Source organism: Agrobacterium sp. ST15.16.024 (genome assembly GCF_027956545.1).
Classification (GTDB): domain Bacteria; phylum Pseudomonadota; class Alphaproteobacteria; order Rhizobiales; family Rhizobiaceae; genus Agrobacterium; species Agrobacterium cucumeris.
Genome location: NZ_JAQKGO010000007.1, coordinates 61,836 through 84,057, shown reverse-complemented (window position 1 = coordinate 84,057; position 22,222 = coordinate 61,836). Strand labels below are relative to the sequence as shown.

17 protein-coding genes are annotated in these 22,222 nt (G+C 60.0%); 8 read left to right on the top strand and 9 right to left on the bottom strand.

Translation table 11 applies throughout. The features are described from left to right. Positions 1-222 precede the first annotated feature (222 nt). The 6 genes from PL640_RS19290 to PL640_RS19265 form a co-directional block, all read right to left on the bottom strand. Positions 223-1,596, bottom strand: coding sequence for an alpha-glucosidase/alpha-galactosidase (locus tag PL640_RS19290; RefSeq protein ID WP_271363111.1), 1,374 nt, complete (start codon positions 1,594-1,596; stop codon positions 223-225). 22 nt (positions 1,597-1,618) lie between these two features. Next, the gene (locus PL640_RS19285) at positions 1,619-3,286 is read right to left on the bottom strand and encodes an ABC transporter ATP-binding protein (RefSeq protein ID WP_271363110.1); all 1,668 of its coding nucleotides are present in this window, start codon (positions 3,284-3,286) and stop codon (positions 1,619-1,621) included. Positions 3,287-3,298: 12 nt separating this feature from the next. Then, a complete protein-coding gene (locus PL640_RS19280) occupies positions 3,299-4,435 on the bottom strand; it encodes an ABC transporter permease (protein ID WP_271363109.1) in 1,137 nt (378 codons plus the stop codon). A gap of 1 nt (position 4,436) precedes the next feature. After that, positions 4,437-5,444 carry an ABC transporter permease gene (locus PL640_RS19275; RefSeq protein WP_065116863.1) on the bottom strand — a complete coding sequence of 336 codons (1,008 nt, stop codon included), beginning with the start codon at positions 5,442-5,444 and terminating at the stop codon, positions 4,437-4,439. 144 nt (positions 5,445-5,588) lie between these two features. Beyond that, positions 5,589-7,676 carry an ABC transporter substrate-binding protein gene (locus PL640_RS19270; protein ID WP_271363108.1) on the bottom strand — a complete coding sequence of 696 codons (2,088 nt, stop codon included), beginning with the start codon at positions 7,674-7,676 and terminating at the stop codon, positions 5,589-5,591. A gap of 103 nt (positions 7,677-7,779) precedes the next feature. Beyond that, entirely contained in the window at positions 7,780-9,246 is a 1,467-nt protein-coding gene (locus PL640_RS19265) for an alpha-glucosidase/alpha-galactosidase (RefSeq protein WP_142841946.1), read from the bottom strand. A 198-nt stretch (positions 9,247-9,444) separates the two neighbouring features. Between PL640_RS19265 and PL640_RS19260 the strand changes: the two genes are divergently transcribed. Both PL640_RS19260 and PL640_RS19255 read left to right on the top strand, forming a co-directional pair. Continuing rightward, positions 9,445-10,338, top strand: coding sequence for an AraC family transcriptional regulator (locus PL640_RS19260; protein WP_065116866.1), 894 nt, complete (start codon positions 9,445-9,447; stop codon positions 10,336-10,338). Between the two features lie 74 nt (positions 10,339-10,412). Next, positions 10,413-10,880: a hypothetical protein gene (locus PL640_RS19255; protein WP_271363107.1), complete on the top strand. Its 468-nt coding sequence runs from the start codon at positions 10,413-10,415 to the stop codon at positions 10,878-10,880. Between the two features lie 11 nt (positions 10,881-10,891). Here PL640_RS19255 and PL640_RS19250 read toward each other — a convergent pair whose 3' ends face one another. From PL640_RS19250 to PL640_RS19240, 3 genes are read right to left on the bottom strand one after another with little or no spacing between them, the layout of a single operon-like run. Beyond that, entirely contained in the window at positions 10,892-11,803 is a 912-nt protein-coding gene (locus PL640_RS19250; protein ID WP_271363106.1) for a DMT family transporter, read from the bottom strand. Continuing rightward, positions 11,800-14,202 (bottom strand): PIG-L family deacetylase, encoded by a 2,403-nt coding sequence (locus PL640_RS19245; protein ID WP_271363105.1) that lies wholly within the window; start codon positions 14,200-14,202, stop codon positions 11,800-11,802. The genes PL640_RS19250 and PL640_RS19245 overlap by 4 nt, the downstream gene beginning before the upstream one ends. 19 nt (positions 14,203-14,221) lie before the next feature. After that, positions 14,222-15,448, bottom strand: coding sequence for an ROK family transcriptional regulator (locus tag PL640_RS19240; RefSeq protein ID WP_142841942.1), 1,227 nt, complete (start codon positions 15,446-15,448; stop codon positions 14,222-14,224). A 248-nt stretch (positions 15,449-15,696) separates the two neighbouring features. On the opposite strand from PL640_RS19240, the gene PL640_RS19235 reads away from it, so the two are divergent. Genes PL640_RS19235 through PL640_RS19210 form a run of 6 tightly spaced genes read left to right on the top strand, consistent with a single transcriptional unit; the run spans position 15,697 to position 22,209 of the window. Continuing rightward, complete coding sequence (locus PL640_RS19235; protein ID WP_142841941.1) at positions 15,697-16,962, top strand: extracellular solute-binding protein; 1,266 nt, start codon at positions 15,697-15,699, stop codon at positions 16,960-16,962. Between the two features lie 17 nt (positions 16,963-16,979). Next, entirely contained in the window at positions 16,980-17,921 is a 942-nt protein-coding gene (locus PL640_RS19230) for a carbohydrate ABC transporter permease (RefSeq protein ID WP_065116872.1), read from the top strand. After that, positions 17,918-18,760, top strand: a complete 843-nt coding sequence (locus PL640_RS19225; RefSeq protein ID WP_271363104.1) for a carbohydrate ABC transporter permease — start codon at positions 17,918-17,920, stop codon at positions 18,758-18,760. Before PL640_RS19230 ends, PL640_RS19225 begins: the two co-directional genes overlap by 4 nt. A 4-nt stretch (positions 18,761-18,764) precedes the next feature. Further along, the gene (argH, locus tag PL640_RS19220) at positions 18,765-20,279 is read left to right on the top strand and encodes an argininosuccinate lyase (protein ID WP_271363103.1); all 1,515 of its coding nucleotides are present in this window, start codon (positions 18,765-18,767) and stop codon (positions 20,277-20,279) included. After that, positions 20,279-21,319, top strand: a complete 1,041-nt coding sequence (locus tag PL640_RS19215) for an ABC transporter ATP-binding protein (RefSeq protein WP_271363101.1) — start codon at positions 20,279-20,281, stop codon at positions 21,317-21,319. The genes argH and PL640_RS19215 overlap by 1 nt, the downstream gene beginning before the upstream one ends. After that, on the top strand, positions 21,316-22,209 hold the full coding sequence (locus tag PL640_RS19210; protein WP_271363100.1) for a carbohydrate kinase family protein: 894 nt from the start codon (positions 21,316-21,318) through the stop codon (positions 22,207-22,209). The genes PL640_RS19215 and PL640_RS19210 overlap by 4 nt, the downstream gene beginning before the upstream one ends. The last annotated feature ends 13 nt before the right edge of the window (positions 22,210-22,222 follow it).

Genomic DNA, 22,222 nt, shown 5'->3' with positions numbered 1-22,222 from the left:
GTTTTGTGGCTTGTCATAACGACCGCCAAAGGCTGCCGCCAAGTCTTTCACAACACTCGGCGTCATCCTCGGGCTTGACCCGAGGATCCACAATCCGGCACGACGATGGATCCTCGGGTCAAGCCCGAGGATGACGGAAGAGAGGTTACAAAACCTTTGCCAGAGGTCCGAAGGCCACGCGCTTCCACAGCAGCCTCCGGTCCGCCGTTGACGGTGGGCAGTTTACACCGCCCGCGCCCGCTTCACCTCCACCTGCGTCCACTCCGGCAGCCAGTCGCGATGGGCGACAAGAAGATCGTCCACTAGCGACCATATCTGGTCGAGATCCAGTTCCGCCGCCGTATGCGGGTCCATCATCGCCGCATGGAAGATGTGCTCGCGGTTTTGGCTCATCAGCGCCCGCACCGTCAGCTCCTGCACGTTAATGTTGGTGCGCATCAAAGCGGTGAGCTGCGGCGGCAATTCGCCGATGAAAGTCGGCTGCACGCCGTTATGGTCGACAAGGCACGGCACTTCCGCGGCGCAATTGGCCGGCAGCGAGGTGATGCAGCCATTGTTGCGCTGGTTGCCGTAGATGACGGAGGGTTCGCCGGTCCAGACCGAATTGATGATGGAAGAGGCATATTCCTTTGATGGCTTCACCTCGATCTTGTCGGCAGAACGATAAGCCGCCGCCTGACCCTTCCAGCGCTCGATCTGCTCGATGCAGCGCTTCGGATATTCATCAAGCGGGATGCCAAATTTCTCGATCAGGTCTTCGCGGCCTTCCTTGATGAAATAGGGCGTATATTCGGCGAAATGCTCGGAGCTTTCCGTGACGAAATAACCGAGCCGCGTCAGCATCTCGTAACGCACCTTGTTGGGGCAGCGCGGGTTCCAGCCGGGTTTTGGCGCACGGCCTTCGCGGTAACCGCGCACAAGATCGGGATAAAGGTTCCTGTAGCTGCCATCGGGCTGGCGATGCTCGAACTCCAGAAAAAACGCCATATGGTTGATGCCGGCCGAACGATAGCGGATTTCCTCGTAGGGAATATCGAGATCATGGGCGAGCTCCATGGCCGTGCCCTGCACGGAATGGCAAAGGCCCACCTGGCGGATCGTCGGGTATTTCTCGGCAATCGCCCAGGTGTTGATCGCCATCGGGTTCACATATTGCAGCATGATGGCGTTGGGGCAGACGGCCAGCATGTCCTCGCAGATCTTCCACAGATGCGGCACGGTGCGAAGGCCGCGCATGATGCCGCCGACACCCAGCGTATCGGCAATGGTCTGGCGCAGGCCATATTTGCGCGGCACCTCGAAGTCGGTAACCGTGCAGGGCTCGTATCCGCCGATCTGGAAAGCGACGACGACGAAATCGGCACCCGCAAGCGCCTTTTTCTGGTCGGTATAGGTCTCGGCCTTCGCCTTTGCCCCGAGCGTCGAAATCAGCTTGTTGACGACGATGGCGCTTTCTTCCAGCCTTTCACGATTAATATCCATCAGCGCAATGGTGGCGCCGGAAAGCGCTGGACGCTGCAGCACATCACCGATGATGTTCTTCATGAAAACAGTGGAACCTGCGCCGATAAATGTGATCTTGGGATCTCTTGCCATTTCTACCTCCGGCATTTGGCATTCAAGCGATTTCGAAGGCGGCTCGTACAAGCCGCTGAGTATATTCGGTTTTTGGGTGAGTAAGAACGTCTTCGACAGGGCCTTCCTCGACGATGCGCCCGCTTTGCATGACGATGACGCGGTGGCAGAGTGCGCGCACCACCTTCAGGTCATGCGAGATGAACAGGTAACTCAGGCCCCGCTCATCCTGCAGCTTGCGCAGGAGGTCGATGATCTGCGCCTGCACGGAAAGATCGAGCGCCGAGGTCGGCTCGTCGAGAAGGATGAATTCCGGCTCCAGCGCCACGGCACGGGCAATGGCGATGCGCTGGCGCTGGCCGCCGGAAAATTCGTGCGGGAACCGTGAGAGGATGTTGCCGGGCATGCCCGCCGCCTCCAGCGCATCGCGCACCCGCTCCAGTCTTTCGGCCTTGGTTTTGCCCAGGCCGTTGATGATGAGGCCTTCCTCGATGATCTGGCCGATGGTCATGCGCGGATTGAGCGAGGCGAAAGGGTCCTGAAAGACGATCTGCATACGCGAACGCAGGGGCCGCATTTGAGCGCGGGAACGCCCATCGACCCTCTCGCCATCGAAGACCACCTCGCCGCCCACCGGCTCGTTCAGCCGCAGCAGCGATTGCCCGAAAGTGGTCTTGCCGGAACCCGATTCACCAACGAGCCCCAGCGTCTCGTGCCGCCTGAGGGTCAGGCCGAGACTGTCGACGGCGATCAGTTCTTTCAATTCCGGTTTGAACAACCCGCCGTAACGCATCATGAAGGAAACGCGCACGCCGGTCGCCGTCAGCAGCACACCGGAATTTTCCGGCAGCGGTTTCGCCGTGCCATGCGGTTCGGAGCCGAGCAGCTTCTTTGTGTAGGGGTGCTGCGGCGCTTCGAAGAGCTTTTCCGTGGTGTTGTGCTCACGCATCTCGCCGTGCTGCATGACGTAGACGTAATCTGAAAACTGCTTCACGATGGTCAGGTCATGGGTGATGAGCACCACGGCCATGCCGCGCTTTTTCTGCAGGTCGCGTATGAGATTGAGGATCTGCGCCTGCACCGTCACATCGAGCGCGGTGGTCGGCTCGTCGGCAATCAGCACGTCCGGATCGTTGGAGAGCGCCATGGCGATCATCACACGCTGACGCTGGCCGCCGGAAAGCTGGTGCGGATATTGCTTCAGCCGCGCTTCCGGTTCCGGTATCTGCACCTGCCGCAAAAGATCGAGCGCCCTCGCCTCGGCCTCTTTCCGGCTGAGTCTCGAATGAACACGGATCGCCTCGACGATCTGGCTACCGATCGTATAGATCGGGTTCAGCGAACTCATCGGCTCCTGAAAGATCATCGAGATGCGGTTGCCACGCAGTGCCCGGCGCTGGCGGCTCGAAAACTTCAATATGTCGTCGCCGTTAAACCGCACGGTCGCGGATTTCGAAACGGAAGCCCGCTTCGTCAGAAGACCCATGACGGTGCGCGCCGTTACCGATTTTCCCGAACCGGATTCGCCGACGATGGCAATCGTCTCACCCCGGTAGAGCTGGAAGGAAATGTCCTTCACTGCTTCGACAGTGCCGTGCTCCACCTTGAAGCTCACGGCGATATTGCGGGCGTCGATGATGGCGTCGTCGTTGCGATTATCAGCATCGAAGCGGATCGCAGGGGCGTATGTGTTGTTCTGGCTAGCTACCATTTTACGCTCCTCTCAATAGGGGTCGACGGCATCGCGCAGGCCATCGCCGAGCGCGTTGAAGGCGAAGACGGTGACCAGCACAAAACCGACCGGTGCGAGAATCCAGGGATAGGAACCGATGACGGAATAGGTCGCGGTATCCTGCAGCATCAGCCCCCAGGAAATCAGCGGCGGCTTCACCGCAAAGCCGAGGAAACCGAGGAAGGATTCGAGCAGCACGACGCTTGGAATGTGCAGCGTCACGGCGACGATCACATGGCTCATCACATTCGGCAGAATATGCTGGAAGATGATACGCCGGTCGGTCGCCCCGACGGCAATGGCCGCCCGCACATAATCGATACGCGCCAGAGCCAGCGTCTTGCCGCGCACCTCCCGCGACATCTGCGCCCAGCCGAGCGCCGACATGACACCGACCACGAAAACGAGGAACACGGTGGTTGGCGCGGTGACCGGGATCAGAGACGTCAGCGCGAGATAAAGCGGCAATTGCGGGAAGGCCAGCACCACTTCCACGAAACGCTGCACCCAGGCATCCAGCGGCCCGCCGAAATAGCCTGATATCAGCCCGACACTGGTGCCGATGACGGTGACGATGGCGACGACGCTGAGCGCGATGGCGAGCGAGATACGCGAACCGTAGATGGCGCGCGACAGCACGTCGCGTCCGAATTTATCGGTTCCGAGAAAATGCACCGGCTTGCCGTCCGTCGAGCCGAAGAAATGCCGGCTCATCGGAATGAGACCCAGAAGCCTGTATTCCGCACCTTTGACGAAGAAACCAAGATAAACGGGATTGTCGTAATCCGGACCGACGATGGGCTGGAAGGTGACCGGATCAAGCTCTTCGGTTTCGGCAGTCGCGTAAACGCGGGGGAACGGACTGAAATTGCCCTCCTTGTCGGAAAACCGCACCACCTGCGGCGGCGAGAAGCTGGCATTGGTTTCAAGCGGGTTCATCGGCGCGAAGAAATCCGCAAAGACGGCAATCAGGATAAGCAGCGCCACCAGCACCAGCCCGACCATGCCTGTGAAGGAGCGTCTTAGACGACGCCATACCAGCGCGAGATAGGACTCATTACCCTGCGTGCCGCGTTCAGGCTTGGGGGTGATGGCGGTTTCGTTTTTCACTTCGTCAAACGCCATCATCTCAGGCCCTCCCGAATTCGCGAACGCGTGGGTCAAGCATGGCAAGCAGCATGTCGGCGATGATGTTGCCGACGATCAGCGTCGCGGCCAGCACCATCATGAAGGTCGCGGTGACATAGACATCGCCCACCGCCATGGAGCCGACAATGGCCGGGCCGACGGTCGGCAGCGCGAAGATGATGGCCGTCTCGATTTCGCCACTCAGCATGTAGGGCAGCACAACGCCCTGATACATGACCAGCGGGTGCACGGCATTCGGCACGGCATGGCGCATGATGACCGCACCTTCCGAAAGCCCCTTGGCGCGGGCCGTCTCGACATATTGCGCATTCAGCGTATCGAGCAGATTGCCGCGCATCACCCGCATATTATAGGCCAGCCCACCGAAGACGGCGATGGCGACCACCGGCCAGACATGGCTGACGAGATCGACGAATTTGCCCCACGACCATGGCGCACCTCCATATTGTGGCGAGAAGAAGCTGCCGATCTCCGACACGTCGAAATGAAACACCATGAGATAGACGAGGATCAGCGCCATCAGGAAGCGCGGGATCGTCATGCCAAGGAAGGCGACGGTGGAAAGCAGGTTGTCGACCCAGGAATATTGCCGTGTGGCCGCCCAGATGCCGAAAGCGATGCCGAGAATGGATGCGAAGATATGGCAGACCAGCGCCAGCGCAATGGTGCGCGGCAGGCGTTCGCCAACCACATCGGCAACCGGCTTGTTGTAATAGAAGCTGTAACCGAAATCGCCGCGGGTAACGATGCCGCCGATCCAGTTGAAATATTGCACGACAAGCGGCTGATCAAGGCCGTGTTCGACACGATAGGCCTGCGCCTGCGCTTCCGCCTGTTCGAAGGACGCGCCGCCCTGGTTCATCAGCTGCGAGCGGATATAGTCGGCATAGTCGCCGGGCGGCGCCTGAATGATGGCGAAGGTCACCACGCTCAGGATCAACAGCACCGGAATGGCGGATGCTACGCGTATCGTCAGAAATCTCAGCATCGAACGGTCTTCCTCGGTTTGGATGGGCCGTGTGTCTCCGGCCGCGCTTCACGCGCGACCGGTACCGGGTGTTCTCCGGGAGGAGTTCTTCAAGTTTCGCATTGTCCGGACGTAAAACCGCTACGCACTTTTACTGGAAATGCTTTAGTTGATCGGGCCGCCCTCACCCGGCTTGCCGGGAAGCTGCTCAGGAAAAAGTTCGTATTTGCCCTGCTTGTCGGCAGCGACCCACAGGCGTTCGCGGATGATGGCGTCTTCAGCCCAGTTGAACATGAAGATCGGCGTGCCCTGCGGCACATTCGAGAAGCGCTTGTTGACGATGAGTGCACCGGGATATTCGGTGAGACCAATCGTATAGAGGTTCTGCGTGTAGACCTTCTGATACTGCTTCATCAGCTCGGCCCGTTCGGCGTTGTCCTGCGAGGAGATGAATTTCCGCACCAGATCGGCCATCTCCTTCTCGAACGGCATCAGATCCAGCTCCTTGCCTTCGGGCGAGCGGTGGTTCCAGCTGGTGCGCGGACCGACAGGGGCAAGCTGCTCGGTATTCTGCACCACGGATGAAAGCTCGGTGGAGTTGCGCCGCACCAGCCAGTCGAACTGCCCGCCATAATGGGCCGCATCGCGCTGGTTGGAATCGAGGCTGTTGATGACAACGCGCAGGCCGAGTTTCGCCATCTGGCCGACGAGACCTTCCGCAAGGCTCTTGTCCGTCGCATAGCCGTTATTGACGAGAAGGGTAATTTCGACGTTGCGGCCACCCAGCGTTTCCTTGGGGAAATTCAGGAAACCATCGCCATCGGTGTCCTTCAGGCCGATCGAGGCAAGTGCTGCCTTGGCGGCCTCGAGGTTGAAGGGGTAATAGACCGTGGAGGCGCGATCATAAAAGCTGGTGCCCGACGAAATACCGCCCGGATAGATCGCCGTGAACGGCCCCTTCACCAGCGAGTCGCCGATCGCCTTGCGGTCGAGGGCTGATGTCACGGCCTGACGGAACACCTCGTTGCGGTTCAGCTCGCGGATCGCCTGTCCGCGCTCATCCGGATTGCCCCAGCCGTTGGCGGAAAAATTCATCTGCAGATTATAGCCGATAAGCCGCGGCCCAAAGGCAAGGCGGGCCGGCGCATTGGGGTCTGCCGCACGCTTCAGCGAAGCGACGAAGTTTTCCGGCTGTTCGAGATTGGAGAAATCGCCCGATCCCGCCACGGCCTGCACATCGCGGTCCGCCCAGGTTGAAAGCTTGTAATGGACCTCGTTGAGGTAGGGCAGCTGCTGGCCCTTTTCATCGACCTTCCAGTAATAGGGATTGCGCCTGAGCACGATGATATCATCGGGCCGATAGGCGACCGGCACCCATGCGCCCATCACCGGCATGTTCATATATTCCGGCGGGAATGCGTTCTTGAACTGGTTATAGGTGTTCTTGGAATATTTCGGATGCTGGGGTTTGAGAACATGCGACGGCCCGGGGCAGAAACTCGGATAGGCCATCGTGTAAAGATATTGCTTGGGAAAAGCCGCCTTGAAGGTCCATTCGACGGTGTGGTCATCGATCTTCGTGAGCGTCGTTCCCTCGCCGAAAGCCTCGGGCGATGCACCGCCACCGAGCGGGGAGACATTGGGATCGACGACGGCATCTTCCCAATAAAACATCACGTCATCGGCGTTGAAGGCTTCGCCATCCGACCACTTGGCACCTTTAACCAGATGCATCGTCAGCTTGTGGCCGTCCTCGGACCATTCCCAGCTTTTGGCCAGATTGGGCAGCGGTTCGGTGTCCTTGGCATCCACCTGGAAGAGCGGCGCGGTGCGCGTCAGGCATTCGGAAAGGGCGATATCGATGCCGCCCCAACCCTGGCTCTGGCCGGCAATGTAATTCCAGCCCTCCGGCCGGCCGCCAACCACATGGCGCATGGTGTCACCGTAAACGCCGGCGCCATCTGGCATGTTGGCCGCCTTATAGACCAGCGGCTCTTCCGGCAGGCGCTCCTTCAGCGGCGGCAGCTTGCCGGTCTTTTCGAATTTCTCGCTGACCCAGTCGGGTTCGCTATAGCTCGGCAGCGCCTTGAATTCGAGGATCGAGTCGCGCGCGACATAATTGATCTTGCCTTCGGCCGGAAATTGCGGCGGCTCGGGCGGCGTGGTGGTTTCGAAGGCATTCGCATTGAGTGCGATCATCGAAACACCAAGTCCCAGTGCCGAGATGATACCGATCCTGCGTTGAAGTAACATCGTCATTCCTCCCAAATGGCAGCTCTTCGACCGCCCACCCTCTGTGATCGTTACGACCGGGCGGCGAACTCCCTTTCGCCGCCGGCCTGTTCCCATGCTTTCCTCAAACAGCCTTTTTCAGCGCCGATTTTTCGGCCCGCAATTCCTCGATGGAACGCACGTTGCGGCGCGCAGCCCCCGCCCAGTCGCGGGTCTTGACGCTGGATTTGGCAAGCCGTTCCTTCGCCGCCGGCACCGCATCGGCATATTGCGGCAGCCAGCGCGCCTGCGCGACGACCATCTCGTCCACCATCTGCCAGACCTCTTCCGGCGTGGCGACGGCACCGACCAGCGGGTCATGCAGCACGGCAAGCTTCAAGAGATCGATATCGCCGCTCACCGCCGCATGCACAGACATGCGCTGGACGTTTATGGAGGCCATGCAGGTGGCAGCGCAGGCTTCCGGCAGCGTGATACCCGACACCATGTTGATGCCGAAACGGTCGACGAAGCCGGGCGACTCGATAATGGCATCGGCGGGCAGATTGCTGATGACGCCGTTGTTCTTGACGTTGAAATGGCCGCGATAGACACGTCCCGTCTCCAGCGCCTCGAGAATATGGCTCGCATGTTCGTTGGAGCGCTTTGCCGGATCGATCGGCTTGGCAGCCGAGGCGAGAAACTGCGGAAATTCGGTTTCGAACCAGTTGCGCGTTTCGGTAGAGTGGCGGAGATAGCCGCCGGTTTCGCCGTGAATCCAGTCGGACATGTCGATCCAGCGGGCGATTTCCTCCGGCCGTTTGCGATACCACGGCAGATATTCCGAGAGATGACCGTTGCTTTCGGTCGAATAAACACCGAAACGCTTCAGCACGTCGATGCGCAACTTCTCCTGCTGCGAGAAGACCGGATGCGCCTCGAAGGCGGCGACCAGCTCTTCCTTGCCGATCTTGCGGCCGTTGAGCCTTAGATCGATGAACCATGTCTGGTGGTTGATGCCTGAGCAGATGTAATCCAGCTCGGACACGCTTTTTGCGCCGAGAATTTCGGCGATCTGTTCCGCACCGTGCTGCACGCCGTGGCAGAGACCGACCGTATCCACCTTGCCATATTCGATGGCCGCCCAGGTGTTCATGGCCATCGGGTTGGCATAGTTCAGGAATTTTGCACCTGGTGCCGCGACCTCGCGGATATCCTTGCAGAAATCCAGAATGACGGGAATGTTGCGCTGGCCATAGAGGATGCCGCCGGCGCAGATCGTATCGCCCACGCATTGATCGATGCCATATTTCAGCGGAATACGGATATCATCGGCATAGGCTTCCAGACCGCCGACCCGCACACAGCTGATGATGTATTTCGCACCCTCGAGCGCACGGCGGCGATTGGTATCGGCTGTCACCTTCACCGGGAAACCATTGGCCTCGACGATCTTTTCAAGGATCGCCTTGATCATATCGAGATTGTGCTGGCTGATATCCGTCAGCGCGACCTCGATGTCGCGAAACTCCGGCACGCACAGGAGATCGGTGAACAATTTTTTCGTGAAACCGACGCTGCCTGCGCCAATAATAGCGATTTTGAAACTCATAACGCCACCTCTGTTGCAAATCGAACGGGTGAAACGGGCCGAAGGATCATGAAATGGCGCTGCAGAAAAAATACCCTTGAGAATCCCGGAAAACCGGCCTTCCTCCCAATTTTTCAGCAGCAATATCCCGCTGGCTGTCTCCTCGGATCGGGATTATGCGTATAAAGACGGATAGGACCAGAGAAGGATTATGCTTTCATGGGTAATTTTGTGCTGCGCGATTTGATCGATCAGGGACCCGGCATGCGCACCGTCTCGCTGCCGCGCGGCCGCCAGACGCTGCACACCATGCCAACCAGCAGCGGTTATGAAATCCGCCGCGGCGGCAATTATGACTGGGACGGACGCAAGCGCGGCCAGACGCCCTTCACGGTGCTTCAATATTGCATCGGCGGACAGGGCAATCTGCGTTACGAGAACCGCCATTATGTGGTGAAACCGGGTGAAACCCTGCTGCTGCTGATCCCGCACAATCACCGCTACTGGCTGGAAGACGGCAAGGAATGGGAATTCTTCTGGATTTCCATGAATGGCGAGGAGGCGCTGCGCATTCACCGCAACATCCTCGCCGTCACAGGTCCGATCCTCAAGCTGCAGCCTGAAACCGTCGATCACCTTGCCGAATGCTGCTCACGCCTCGTCAATGGCGCGGAAACGCCAGGCGCCGCCTCCGCCGTTGCCTATGAGGCGGCGATGACGCTTTATGACGATGTATTCGGCTCGCACCCCTCTTTCGGCGGTGAATATCGCACCCTGCAGCAGGTGCTGAGCTATATAGACAGCCACCTCGGCGAGCGGCTTTCGGTCAGCGACCTTGCGGCGGTGGCCGGCCTCAGCCGCGCGCATTTTTCCCGCATCTTCACGGCGAGCGAAGGGCTGCCGCCCGCTGAATTCGTGCTGCAGCGGCGATTGCGGCGGGCGGCAAAACTGCTGACGACAGCCGGGAATATTCCCGTCAAGGAAGTGTCCGTGCTGTGCGGTTTCGAGGACCCGAACTATTTTTCCAAGGTCTTCCGCAGGCTCTATGGCACCAACCCCAGCGAATTTCGCACCACCGGCATGTATGCGAGTGTTCGGCAGGACGGAAGCTGAAAAAACAACTTCCTTTTGCCACGTTTCAGGCGATTAAGAATGAGGGGAACAACCTCTTTGGAGACACGGCTGAGGTGAACAGCAAAATCCGCACGATCCTCGTCTTTCCAATCAGGGCAATCATCATATTTGCCCTGATCCTCGACGGCATTTTCCGGCCGCTTTACCGGCCCATTATCAGAACCATATCCGGCCTGACATTCATCAGGCGACTGGAAAACCGGATTGCCGGCTTGCCGCGTCTCGCCATCCTGCTCTGTCTCGCCGTGCCCTTCGCCATTGCCGAACCCATGAAGATCGTCGGCCTTCTCCTGATTGCCCACGGCGCAATCAAGACCGGGATCGGTCTGACGATCCTTGCCCATCTGGCAACCTTCCTGATCGTCGAACGCATCTATCACGCGGGCCGGGAAAAGCTCCTCACCTACGCCTGGCTCGCCTGGATCATGCGTTATGTGCGCTTCGCCCGTTCCTTTTACGATCGCGCCAAACTCGCGACCTTGAACTGGATCCGACTGAGGGTCATGGAATTCCAGCGGTAAGGGCGCTTCCGTTATTTCCGGCGGCGCAGCGTCTTCAGGACATATTCCACAATTGCGGTGGACTGCAACGAAACGAGGATGATGGCAATGCCGAGCACGACGCGGGTTTCCGGCACCTCATCAAACAGGAAATATCCAACAGCCGTGACGAACAGGATCGAGAGATAGCTGACGGGTGCGAGAACGCTGGCATCGGCGATACGGTAGGCCCGCAGGAAGCAATATTGCCCCATCTGCGCCAGAAGCCCGATGGCGAGCAGCGGACCCCAGTCGAGCGGCGCAACCGGCTTCCACGTCCAGATCGCCGGAACGGCAGTGATGACGGCAAGGCCGACGGTATAAAACACCATCATGACCGTGGTGTTTTCCTGCCGCAGCGCCCGGGTCTGGATCACCGCGAGTGCGCCGAACACCACCGACACAAGGACCACGAGCACGCCTGCGTTAAACTCCGCCCCACCCGGCCCGATGACGACGAGCACGCCGGCAAAGGCAAGACAGGCTCCGGCCCAGCGATATCGGCTCACCCTTTCACCGAGAAAGGCAACGGCCATCGCCATCGTCACCAGCGGTCGGGAGAAGCCGATGGCGTTAACGGTGGCAAGCGGCAGTAGGGTGATGGCGATGAAATTGCTCGTGAGCGCGATGGCGTTGCAGCAGATGCGGAAGAGGTTGCGCCAGGGATATTTGACACGCAGCATCTCCATCCTGTGCCGCCAGATCAAAGGTAGGATGAAGATGAGGCCGATCATCGCCCTGATGAAGACGAGCTGGAAGGCGGGATAGGTAACGCCCTGCGCCTTGACGAGCGCCGTCATTCCGCCCGCAACAAGCGTCATGTCCAGCAACAGCCAGCCGATACCCGCGCGCGTATCGGTTTCGCGCGGGTTTTCGTGTTTCTCACTTTGTCCGTGGCCATTCACGCCGGTTGCACAAGGTTTGCCATGAGGCGGAACGCCCCCGGTACAAGCTTGTCCATCTGGTGATGCAGCACGAGGCTGGTATGGGTATGACGACCCTTGCCAATGATGCCCGAGACCAGCGCCCCCTTCAGCGGCTGCTCGTCAACATCATGCATGGCGAGCAATGGCTCATAGACATCATCCCAGCGCGAAGCGAAATAAAGCCCGCGCTCCTTGTCCCAGCCCGCCCAGTCGGCGGCATCGATGACATTGGGCCCGGCAAGCAGCGGATGGTCGGGCAACAGCACCGTCACCTCTGCCTTCGGGTCCGTTACCCGCCAGCGCAGCGACGGTTTGCCGATTTCAAGACGCCGGACCGGCGTTGTCTCCGGGTTCCATCCGTCGGTCGGCCGGTGATAGAGCGTGACGAGATGGCCGCCGTTTTCGACAAAGCGATGGAGCTTCTCCGTCGCAGCAGTGAGATCCCTGCGGATGCCGAAGGCGAATATGCCGACGACAATTGTCGTGAAAGGCGAGAGATCGCCGCCGAGCGCCTGCGCGTCGAGTTCGGTGACATCAAGACCCATGCGCGACAGCCATGAACCGACCCGGTCCGCACCGCCGCCGACATAACCGATCCGCGCGCGCCTGGGCAGCTTGAGGTCCAGCGACAGGATTTTCATGACGGATGGCGCGAGAAACCGCGCCCGGCCAATATGCGGATAGGCGATGGGGGTGATCTGAAAGGCCGGCTGCGAACCGGAAATCGCCTCAAGCTGTGCAAGCCCCGCCGCGCCCTCGCCCGTGCGTTCGGCAATCCAATCGTCTCCCGATTTTTGCACATTCCAGCCGCCGGCGCTCCTGAATGACAGCGGTGTATCCGCGCCTTTCACGAGGGCCTGAAACACATGTGTGTCCCGGCCTTGTCCCAGCGGAACGAGAAAAGCATCCGGCGAAAGCGTGAGCGACTGCGCCGGCGTAACGAAAAACGGTTCTTCGAGATCGAAGAGGGCGGAAACCTCCCGCCCTTCGAGCTTTGCAGCCACACGTACGAAACCATGGCCGTTGCCGCCTGCCGCTTTCCAGTCCGGCTGATAGAGACCTGAAACAGCCGCGCTTTGATCGGCCGCGAGGGAAAAGACAACCGTCCGTCCCAGCGAGCTGATGGACGACGACACTCCGCTCGGAAGGACCGGTGTGACCTTGACATCGAATTCGGCTGCCCGGTCGGAAAGCTCCACATAAAGCGACGTTTCCCCACCCGGAACGATCTCCGCCGGTTCGGCATAGGCCCGCTCGAAAAGATTAAGCGCCGTCAGAATGGCAGCATCGACCTCGGCCCGCTTGCGCGTGATCCTGTGGCCATGCAAGTCCGCGAATTCGCTTGCCGCGGCTTCATCCACCTTTTGCAGAAGGGCTGCGGCATCCAGCAGCGATCTGGTGATTTCCCGCGTGTCGGGAAAGGCCGCAATCGCCCTGGTGATGGCCTGTTCGGCCTCGACCAGCGCTTTCTGAGATTCGGCATCCAGCCCCGCAACGCCGGCAAGGGCTGCAAGCGTCGATGGCAGGTTGTCGAGGATCGATCCTTCTTCTCGATTGGCTGTGGCGGAGAGTTCGAGATGAAGCGGCCAGAGTTCCTGCGCCCGCTTCGGCCAGTGCCCCATTCCCTGCGAGGCGTGGTAATAACGTGACCATTCGCCGATACGGTCATATTCGGCACCGGTCGCCTGCTCCCTGCCGGCCGCATTGATCGTCAGCGTCGTTTCCGGCGGCGGCACTTCGTCATCATAGGTATCGCCACCGCCCGACCATGCCGGGAGGTAGAACTTCGCCACCGTCCAGGGCTTCAGTCCCTCGGAGAAATGTTCAGGGTAAGCGGAAGGATCGGCCGCCAGCGCAATCGCGCTTCTTGCAGCCCGCGTCATGGCGCGGTGATGCCCGTGCTGCCCCGGCACATCGAGAAATGTCGGGATGACGATATCGGGCCGCTCCTTGCGATAGGCCCGCACCAGCCGCTCGACGATGCGCTCGTGCCCCCAGCGGCCGAAGGTCTGGTCGCCATCCTTGGAGAAGCCGAAATCGTGGATCACATCCGCCGGTCCGTGACCGAGCCAGCTTATGTCGGCATCGATGACACGGGCGGCCTCTTCGAGTTCCCGCGAGCGAATGACGCCGAGCGCCCCCAGCCTTTCCGGCCCCAGCGCATTCTGCCCGCCCTCGCCGCGTGTCGAGCAGGCGATGATGATCCGCATGCCCAGTTCCATGCGGAAATAGGCAAGGAGGCCGTTCTGCTCATCATCCGGATGCGCGCCGGTATGCATGACGGTTGCGGTGGATTTCAGCGCGCTCAGCTTGCGGTGCAGGCGAACGAGCCATGGATCGGTCATCTGCCGTTCGATGCGTTCGCGGGGGGTAAGCATGGGCGGTCTCCTCCAATATTCAGCCCGGCGCCTGTGCTGCGGCTCCCGGGGATGTCTCCAGTTTTGGTGTGACGATATCGAACAGCGGCAGTGCCGCGGCACCAAGGGCGGCGGTCAACTGCCCGGATTTGCCATGCATGACGCGCGGCAGTTCCCGCTGGCGCCGGCTTGCGACCGAGGTCGGCAAATCCCCCATGCGCTGAATGATGTCGCTGATGATGACCTCCGGCAGCGCGCCGCCGAGGATGACCGTCTGCGGATCAAGAATGTTCTCCAGCATGGCGATCATCGGCGCGAGATGGGCCGCGGCATCGTCGATCCACTCTGTCACGACCGGATCGCCGGCTTTGAACAGGGCTTCAAGATCGCCAAGTTCCGTATCGGCGATACCGGCATGGCCGAGCTTTTCCTTCAGCACGTAAACGGAAGCATAGGCTTCCAGGCAACCTTTCTGCCCGCAGGAAGGGCAGGCCCTGCCCCGCGGCGATACGGTGACGTGACCGATTTCGCCGGCGTTTCCGAAAGCGCCGCGATAGGGCGAGCCATCCTGAATGATGCCAAGACCGATACCGACGCCGAAATAGATCATGCAGAAATTGGGGATCGCCAGCCCCGCACCGAACAGGCGTTCCCCGACGGCCGCGGCCGTCGCGTCATTTTCCACCACCACCGGCTGGCCGCAGGCATCGCTCAGCATCTGGCGGGCATCGATGCCGCCCCAGCCGGAAAGGGTCGTTGGCCCGACCGAGGTCATGCCATCGATCTCGAAGGGACCGGGCATGACGACGCCGGTGCCAAGCAGTCTGCAACCGAGATTTTTCGCAACAGCCGCATGCTCGGCGGCGAAGGTCTTGAATATGGCCTCCGGCGTGGTGTCCGTGAGCGGCGTGACGCGATGGGTGCGCAGCATGCCGGCCAGATCAAGGCCGACGGTGACCATATGGTCGGCGGCGATTTCCACGCCGATCGTCGCGCCGCCATCCGGATTGACGGCGAACTGGATCGGCGGCTGGCCCCTGCCGGTGCGCCGTCGCCCGAGTTCCTTCAGCAATTCCTCGCCCACCAGCTCATCGACGATGTTGGCGACTGCCTGGGCTGTCAGGTGGGTGATCTTGGCGATCTGGGCGCGGCCGAGCGAACCGTGCCGCCGGACGAGGTCGAGGACGACTCGCCTGTTATGCTCGCGGCTCCGCTCAGGATTTTTTCCGATTGCTACGGGATAGGCATCCACCGTGTGCACCGTCATCTCTTCAATTTCCCCGTCCCTTAGAAAATTCATAACGTCCAAATGACGATAAGCGCAATATAATAATTCAAGTAAATTATCTTATTGACAAATGCCCGTGTTCGGAGAACCGTAGAGAACGACCGGGGGTCAGGCTCGCATGGGGGATGGGACACGAAAAATCCCGTTGCCGGCCGAGTCGATGAGCACGCGCGAAAGCGCGGATAAAGGGAACGATCACTCCGCATCCGGAAGACCGGACGGAGGAAATGGAGGGTTACATGCGCAGGGCAACTCTGTTCGCCGGCTTGGTCGCCGGTTTCAGCACATTTGCATTCAACGCCGCCCAGGCGGTTGAAATCGAATATTGGCAATATGTCTTCGACACACGCGTAAAAGCCATGGATGAGCTGATCGCGGAATTCCAGAAGGCCAATCCTGACATCACCGTCAAGCAGGTGACCTTCCCTTACGCCGATTACCAGACGCGCGTCATCGCCGCCAATCTTTCCGGCAAGGGCCCTGATGTGATGCAGCTGTTCTATGGCTGGCTGGACAAGTTCGCGGCCGGCGGCATCCTGCAGCCACTGCCGACCGACGCCTTCCCGCATGACAAGATCGAAAGCGAATTCTTCCCGATCGTCAGCGCCATGAAGCGCGGCGACGATTATTACGGCCTGCCGACGGCGGTTCGTTCGCTGGCGCTGTTCTACAACAAGAAGCTCTTCACCGAAGCAGGTCTCGACGCCGCCAATCCGCCGAAGACGCTCGACGAATTCGTGGCAGCCGCGGAAAAGATCGCCAAGCACGACGCCGCCGGAAACCTGACGGTCGCCGGCTCCACGCTCGACATGGGCGGCCAGGATCACCAGTGGTGGCGTGAGATTCTCATTCGCCAATATGGTGGCGAACCCTATACCGACAACGACCAGAAGGTCGCCTATAACAGCGAGGCGGGCGTTCAGGCGCTGAAATTCTACACCAGCCTGCAGCTTGAAAAGAAGATCGGTCAGGCTGGCTTCATGGATGAAGGCCAGGCCGCCTTCCGCGCTGGCAAGGCTGGCATGACCATCGACGGCACCTTCCGGCTGGGCTCGTTCCGCACCATCAAGGATTTCGAGTGGGGCGTGACCGAACTTCCCACCAATGACAAGAACATCCGCTCCAACTATGCGAGCTATTTCGCCAACGGTATCAGCGCCAAGACATCAGGTGAAGAGCTTGAGGCGTCGAAGAAGTTCCTCGCCTATATCTCTTCCCCGGAAGCCATGGCGATCTGGCTGAAGACGGTGGGTGAACTGCCGGCACGGCGCTCCGCAGCGCTGACCGAAGAAAACCTGAAGGACCCGATCTACGCGCCGTTCCTCAAGGGTCTGGAATATGCCCATACGACACTGTTCATGGATGAAGCCGCCCAGCGGCAGAACGCCATCGACATGACCAACCGGGTGCTTCTCGAAGGTCAGTCGGTCGAAGATTCCATCAAGCAGGCCGCCGAGGCCGAGCAGGAAATCATCGACGCGGCGAAACCCTGAAAACCGCAGGTCCAACAATGACAGCGATAGATCAACAGGGGGCGGCATCCGGCCGCCCCGGCGGCTCCTTTGGAGATCGCCTTTCCATGCGCACCAAACGGCTTTTGTGGATCTGGAGCTTTCTGGCGATCCCGATCCTGTTTTACAGCGTCATCCGCTTTTACCCAACGCTGCAGGCCTTCTACCTGTCCTTCACCAACTGGGACCTGCTCAGGCCGGCAAAGTTCATCGGCATCGCCAATTACGTCAAGCTGTTCAAGGACCCGCAATTCTGGAAGGTGTTCAAGAACACCTTTGCCTATCTTATCGTCGGCACGCCGATCAGCCTCGTTCTGGCTTTCGTCATCGCGTTTTATCTGGACCGGGTGCGCATTCTGCACGGTTTCATCCGCGCGCTTTATTTCCTGCCCTACCTGACCACGGCTGCCGCCATGGCCTGGGTCTGGCGCTGGTTCTATCAGCCGCCACCCATCGGCATCATCAACGACGTCCTCGGCATGATCGGCATTCCCCAGCAGCCCTTTATTCGCTCCACCGATCAGGCGCTTTATTCGGTCATGGTAACCGCCATCTGGGCTGGCCTCGGTTTCCAGATCATCATCTTCATGGCCGGCCTGCGCGCCATTCCGACGACATTTTACGAAGCCGCCCGCATCGACGGGTTGGGTGAATGGGCGATCCTGCGCAAGATAACCTTGCCGCTTCTGAAACCCACCACCGTGTTCCTCGTGGTGTTTTCCTCGATCGGCTTCCTGCGCATTTTCGACCAGGTCTATAACATGACCACCAATGATCCGGGCGGCCCGCTCGGCTCCACCAAACCGCTGGTGCTGATGATCTACCAGACCGCGTTCAACTCCTATGCGATGGGCTATGCCGCCGCGCAGACGGTTGTCCTGTTCACCATTCTTCTCGTCGTATCGCTGATCCAGCTCTGGGTCCTGAGGGAAAAGAAATGAGCGAAGCCTCGCCACTCTCCCACGCCCGTATCCGCCCCGGCCGCATTCTCGCTTGGACGCTGCTGTTCATCGGCGGCCTGATCATGGTTTCGCCGCTGCTCTTCATGTTCGCGACCTCGTTCAAGACGGCGGATCAGGTTTACGATCTACGTCTCATTCCGGCCGCGCCGACGCTTGCAAACTACATCACCGTTATGGCCGATGGCCGTTTCCTGCGCTGGTTCTTCAACTCGATGCTGGTTGCGGTCATCGTCACCGCGTCTAACTGCTTCTTTGACAGCCTCGTCGGCTACACGCTGGCGAAATTCGAGTTTCGCGGCCGTTATTTCATCTTCCTCGCCATCCTCTCGACGCTGATGATACCGACAGAAATGCTGGTCATTCCCTGGTATCTGATGTCCAGCCAGCTGGGCTGGCTCGACAGCTACTGGGGCATCATGTTCCCGGGCATGATGACGGCCTTCGGCACCTTCCTGATGAAGCAGTTCTTCGAGACGGTTCCGAACGACTTCATCGAGGCTGCGCGCGTTGATGGGCTCAACGAATTCCAGATCTGGTGGAAAGTCGCCCTGCCGCTGGTGACGCCGGCGCTCTCCGCACTCGCGATCTTCACCTTCCTCGGCAACTGGACAGCCTTTTTCTGGCCGCTGATCGTCACGACAAGCAAGGAACTTTACACCCTGCCCGTCGGTCTTTCGAGCTTTGCCGTGGAACAGCAGATCCAGTGGGAAATGATCATGACGGGCGCAGCCATTGCGACCATCCCTACCCTCATCGTCTTCATCGTCCTGCAACGCTACATCGTGCGCGGTGTGATGCTGGCGGGCCTGAAAGGATAATATCATGGCCGATATCAACCCGCGCCAGTCGGATACCAGCAAGTTTCCCGACCCCGTCTACAAGGAAACCGTGCTGCGCCCGCTTTTCGACGGCGCCAAGAACCACCATGTCGACGGCTTCCGCCGCATAGACCGCGCTCATCTGGTCATGCTGCGCGAGACAGGCATTCTCGATGCCGAAACAGCGGCCAAGATCGCCGGCGCGCTTGAGGATATCGACAGGACCATCGAGCCCTCCAAGCTCGTCTATACCGGCGAAGTCGAGGATTTCTTCTTCCTGATCGAGAAGGAGCTGAAAGCCCGCATCGGCGTCGATGTCGCCGGTCGCCTGCACACGGCCCGTTCGCGTAACGATATCGATCACACGCTGTTCAAGATCGGCCTGAAGGACAAGATCGACACGCTCACCGCCAAGGCGCGTGTTCTGCTGAAAGCGCTGATCGATGCCGCCGAGCGTAACCAATCAACGCTCATCGTGGCCTATACGCATGGGCAGCCGGCCCAGCCCACCACCTTCGGCCATTACCTTTCTGCCGCCATCGAAGTGTTGATCCGGGATATCGACCGCTTTGCGGAGGCCCGCCGCATCGTCGATCTTTCGCCGATGGGCGCTGCCGCCATCACGACCTCGGGCTTTCCCATCGATCGGGCGCGCGTTGCCGAATTGCTGGGCTTTGCCGCACCCTTACGCAATTCCTATTCCTGCATCGCCGCGGTGGATTATACGACGGCAACCTATGGCGCGATCGAACTGATGTTCCTGCATCTCGGCCGGCTCATTCAGGATTTCCAGTTCTGGACGAGTTTTGAGGTCGGCCAGATCTACGTGCCGAATTCGCTGGTGCAGATTTCCTCGATCATGCCGCAGAAACGCAACCCGGTGCCGATCGAGCATCTGCGCCACCTCGCCAGCCAGACCTTCGGCCGGGCGCGGACCGTGCTGGATGTGATGCACAATACGCCCTTCACCGACATGAATGACAGCGAGGGCGAAACGCAGGGCATGGGTTACGAGGCCTTCACTTCTGCCGGTCGGGTTCTCGATCTGCTCGCCAGCCTCGTTGGCCAGATCAGCATCGATCCTGAAAGGGTCGACCAGAATATCCGCCGATCCTGCATCACCATCACGGAACTGGCGGATTCGCTTGTCCGCATTGAAGACCTGTCGTTCCGCCAGGCGCATGAAATTGCCGCGACCGTCGCCAAAAGCGTCGTCGCCTTGAAGGGGGATCTGCCGAATGACGGATACCAGCCGTTCCTCAAGGCATTCAGTGAACTGACGGGACGCGAAACCGGCATCAACGAGGACAAATTCAGGCAGATCGTCTCGCCGGAGCACTTTGTCGCCGTGCGCGGCCGTTTTGGCGGCCCGGCGCCTGAACGCATGCGGGAAGCGATTGCGGAATATCGCGACAGGCTCGGCGCTTTTGCGACGGAAGCCCAGCGGTTCGCCGATCACGAAGCAGCAAAAGCCGCCGAACTGGCAGAGAAATTCACCGCCCTGACGGGAGCGCGATAATGGCGACAATCGAACTCAATCAACTCGTGAAGCGCTACGGCAAGGTCGAAGCGGTCAAAGGCATAGACCTGGCCATTGAAGACGGCGAGTTCGTCGTTTTTGTCGGCCCTTCCGGCTGCGGCAAATCCACCACGCTGCGCATGATCGCCGGGCTGGAGGAGATTTCCGATGGTACGCTCAAGATCGCCGGTAACGTCGTCAATGAGAAAGAACCGAAACAGCGCAACATCGCCATGGTCTTCCAGAACTATGCGATCTATCCGCATATGACGGTTCGCCAGAATATCGGTTTCGGGCTTTACACATCAAAGCTCGACAAGACGGAAAAGAACCGGCGCATCGAAGAGGCCGGCCGGGTGCTGGGGCTTGAAGCCCTGCTCGACCGCCGTCCCGCGGCCCTGTCGGGCGGCCAGCGGCAGCGCGTCGCCATCGGCCGCGCCATGGTGCGCGATCCCGCAGCCTTCCTGTTCGATGAGCCGCTATCCAATCTCGATGCGCAGTTGAGATCGCAGATGCGCATTGAAATCAAGCGCTTGCATCAACGTCTTAAGACGACAACCGTCTACGTCACCCATGATCAGGTAGAAGCCATGACCATGGCGGATCGTATCGTGGTGATGAAGGACGGCCATATCTTGCAGGTCGGCACGCCGACGGAACTTTACGAAACACCCGTCGATATCTTCACCGCCCGCTTCATCGGCAGCCCCTCGATGAACCTGCTGCGAGGGACCAAAACAACCAGCAGCGTTGCGCCCTCCGCCACGGGTGAGCTTCTGATCGGCGTCCGACCACACGATCTGCTGGTCGGCGAGAACGGCGCTGCCCAGGGAACGTTTACGCTTGAGGGAACGGTAACGGCGGTCGAGCCGCTCGGGCCGGAGACGCTCGTTCATTTGGATACCGACACCACCTCGGTGATCGCCACGGCCCGGGGCAAATCCATCCCCGTTGTCGGTAGCCGGTTGCAATGCCGGGCGGAAGCAGGTTCGCTTTATCTTTTCGATGCGAAAACGGAAAAGCTTCTGGGCCGCGCATGATGACAACAGAAAAAACAGCCGTCATCAGCATCGGCCGGATCTATTGCGACCTCATTTTCACCGGGCTCGATGAATTGCCTGTGCTCGGCCGGGAACTGTTTGCCCGCGACATGGAAATTGCCGCCGGCGGCGGCGCCTTCATTGCCGCCGCACATTTTGCCCATATAGGCCGCCCGGTTGCGCTGCTGGCAAGGCTCGGCACCGATACGTTTTCGCGCGATATCGGCGATAAAATGGCGCAGAGCGGTATCGACCTGCAGTTTCTGGAACATGCGGCAGATGCCGGACCGCAAGTTACGGTCGCGACAGTGGTTGGTCAGGACCGGGCATTTTTGACGCGCCGCGCCGGTGCCGCCCGGCCGTCAACGCTGGATGCCGCCTTTGCATGGGACAGGGCGAGGCATCTGCACATCGCCGAATTCGCGACTCTGCATGAGATTCCCGATCTGGTCTCGCGCGCCAAGGCGAGCGGGTTGTCAGTGTCGCTCGATCCAAGCTGGGATGCTTCGCTGATCTACGACAAGGGCCTGCTCAGGGCCTGTGCAGGCGTCGACGTATTTTTGCCCAATCTCGAAGAGGCCGAAGCGATCACTGGTCATTCTGACCCGGAAACCGCGATCCGCGCCCTGGCAGATACGTTTGCCGTCGTGGCGTTGAAAGGCGGCGCGCAGGGCGCGTGGGTTTCCTCTCGGATGGAGCTGCAGCATGTGGCGGCCCAGAAAGTCCCGGTTGTCGATACGACCGGCGCCGGCGATGCCTTTAATGCCGGTTTTCTTGATGCGTGGCTTCAGGAGCAGGACGAACAGCGATGCCTCAAAGCCGGGGTCGCGGCGGGCAGCCTTGCCGTGCAGGCGGCAGGCGGTGCACCAAGGGTGACCGCCGCCGCTTGAGGCATCCCGCCTG

Coding starts and splice junctions, on each gene's coding strand:
- PL640_RS19230 (WP_065116872.1), top strand. CDS start 16,980: ATGACAGCGATAGATCAACAGGGGGCGGCATCCGGCCGCCCCGGCGGC.
- PL640_RS19215 (WP_271363101.1), top strand. CDS start 20,279: ATGGCGACAATCGAACTCAATCAACTCGTGAAGCGCTACGGCAAGGTC.
- PL640_RS19290 (WP_271363111.1), bottom strand. CDS start 1,596: ATGGCAAGAGATCCCAAGATCACATTTATCGGCGCAGGTTCCACTGTT.
- PL640_RS19265 (WP_142841946.1), bottom strand. CDS start 9,246: ATGAGTTTCAAAATCGCTATTATTGGCGCAGGCAGCGTCGGTTTCACG.
- PL640_RS19260 (WP_065116866.1), top strand. CDS start 9,445: ATGGGTAATTTTGTGCTGCGCGATTTGATCGATCAGGGACCCGGCATG.
- PL640_RS19245 (WP_271363105.1), bottom strand. CDS start 14,202: ATGCTTACCCCCCGCGAACGCATCGAACGGCAGATGACCGATCCATGG.
- PL640_RS19240 (WP_142841942.1), bottom strand. CDS start 15,448: ATGACGGTGCACACGGTGGATGCCTATCCCGTAGCAATCGGAAAAAAT.
- PL640_RS19225 (WP_271363104.1), top strand. CDS start 17,918: ATGAGCGAAGCCTCGCCACTCTCCCACGCCCGTATCCGCCCCGGCCGC.
- PL640_RS19285 (WP_271363110.1), bottom strand. CDS start 3,286: ATGGTAGCTAGCCAGAACAACACATACGCCCCTGCGATCCGCTTCGAT.
- PL640_RS19270 (WP_271363108.1), bottom strand. CDS start 7,676: ATGTTACTTCAACGCAGGATCGGTATCATCTCGGCACTGGGACTTGGT.
- PL640_RS19280 (WP_271363109.1), bottom strand. CDS start 4,435: ATGATGGCGTTTGACGAAGTGAAAAACGAAACCGCCATCACCCCCAAG.
- PL640_RS19210 (WP_271363100.1), top strand. CDS start 21,316: ATGATGACAACAGAAAAAACAGCCGTCATCAGCATCGGCCGGATCTAT.
- argH (WP_271363103.1), top strand. CDS start 18,765: ATGGCCGATATCAACCCGCGCCAGTCGGATACCAGCAAGTTTCCCGAC.
- PL640_RS19275 (WP_065116863.1), bottom strand. CDS start 5,444: ATGCTGAGATTTCTGACGATACGCGTAGCATCCGCCATTCCGGTGCTG.
- PL640_RS19235 (WP_142841941.1), top strand. CDS start 15,697: ATGGAGGGTTACATGCGCAGGGCAACTCTGTTCGCCGGCTTGGTCGCC.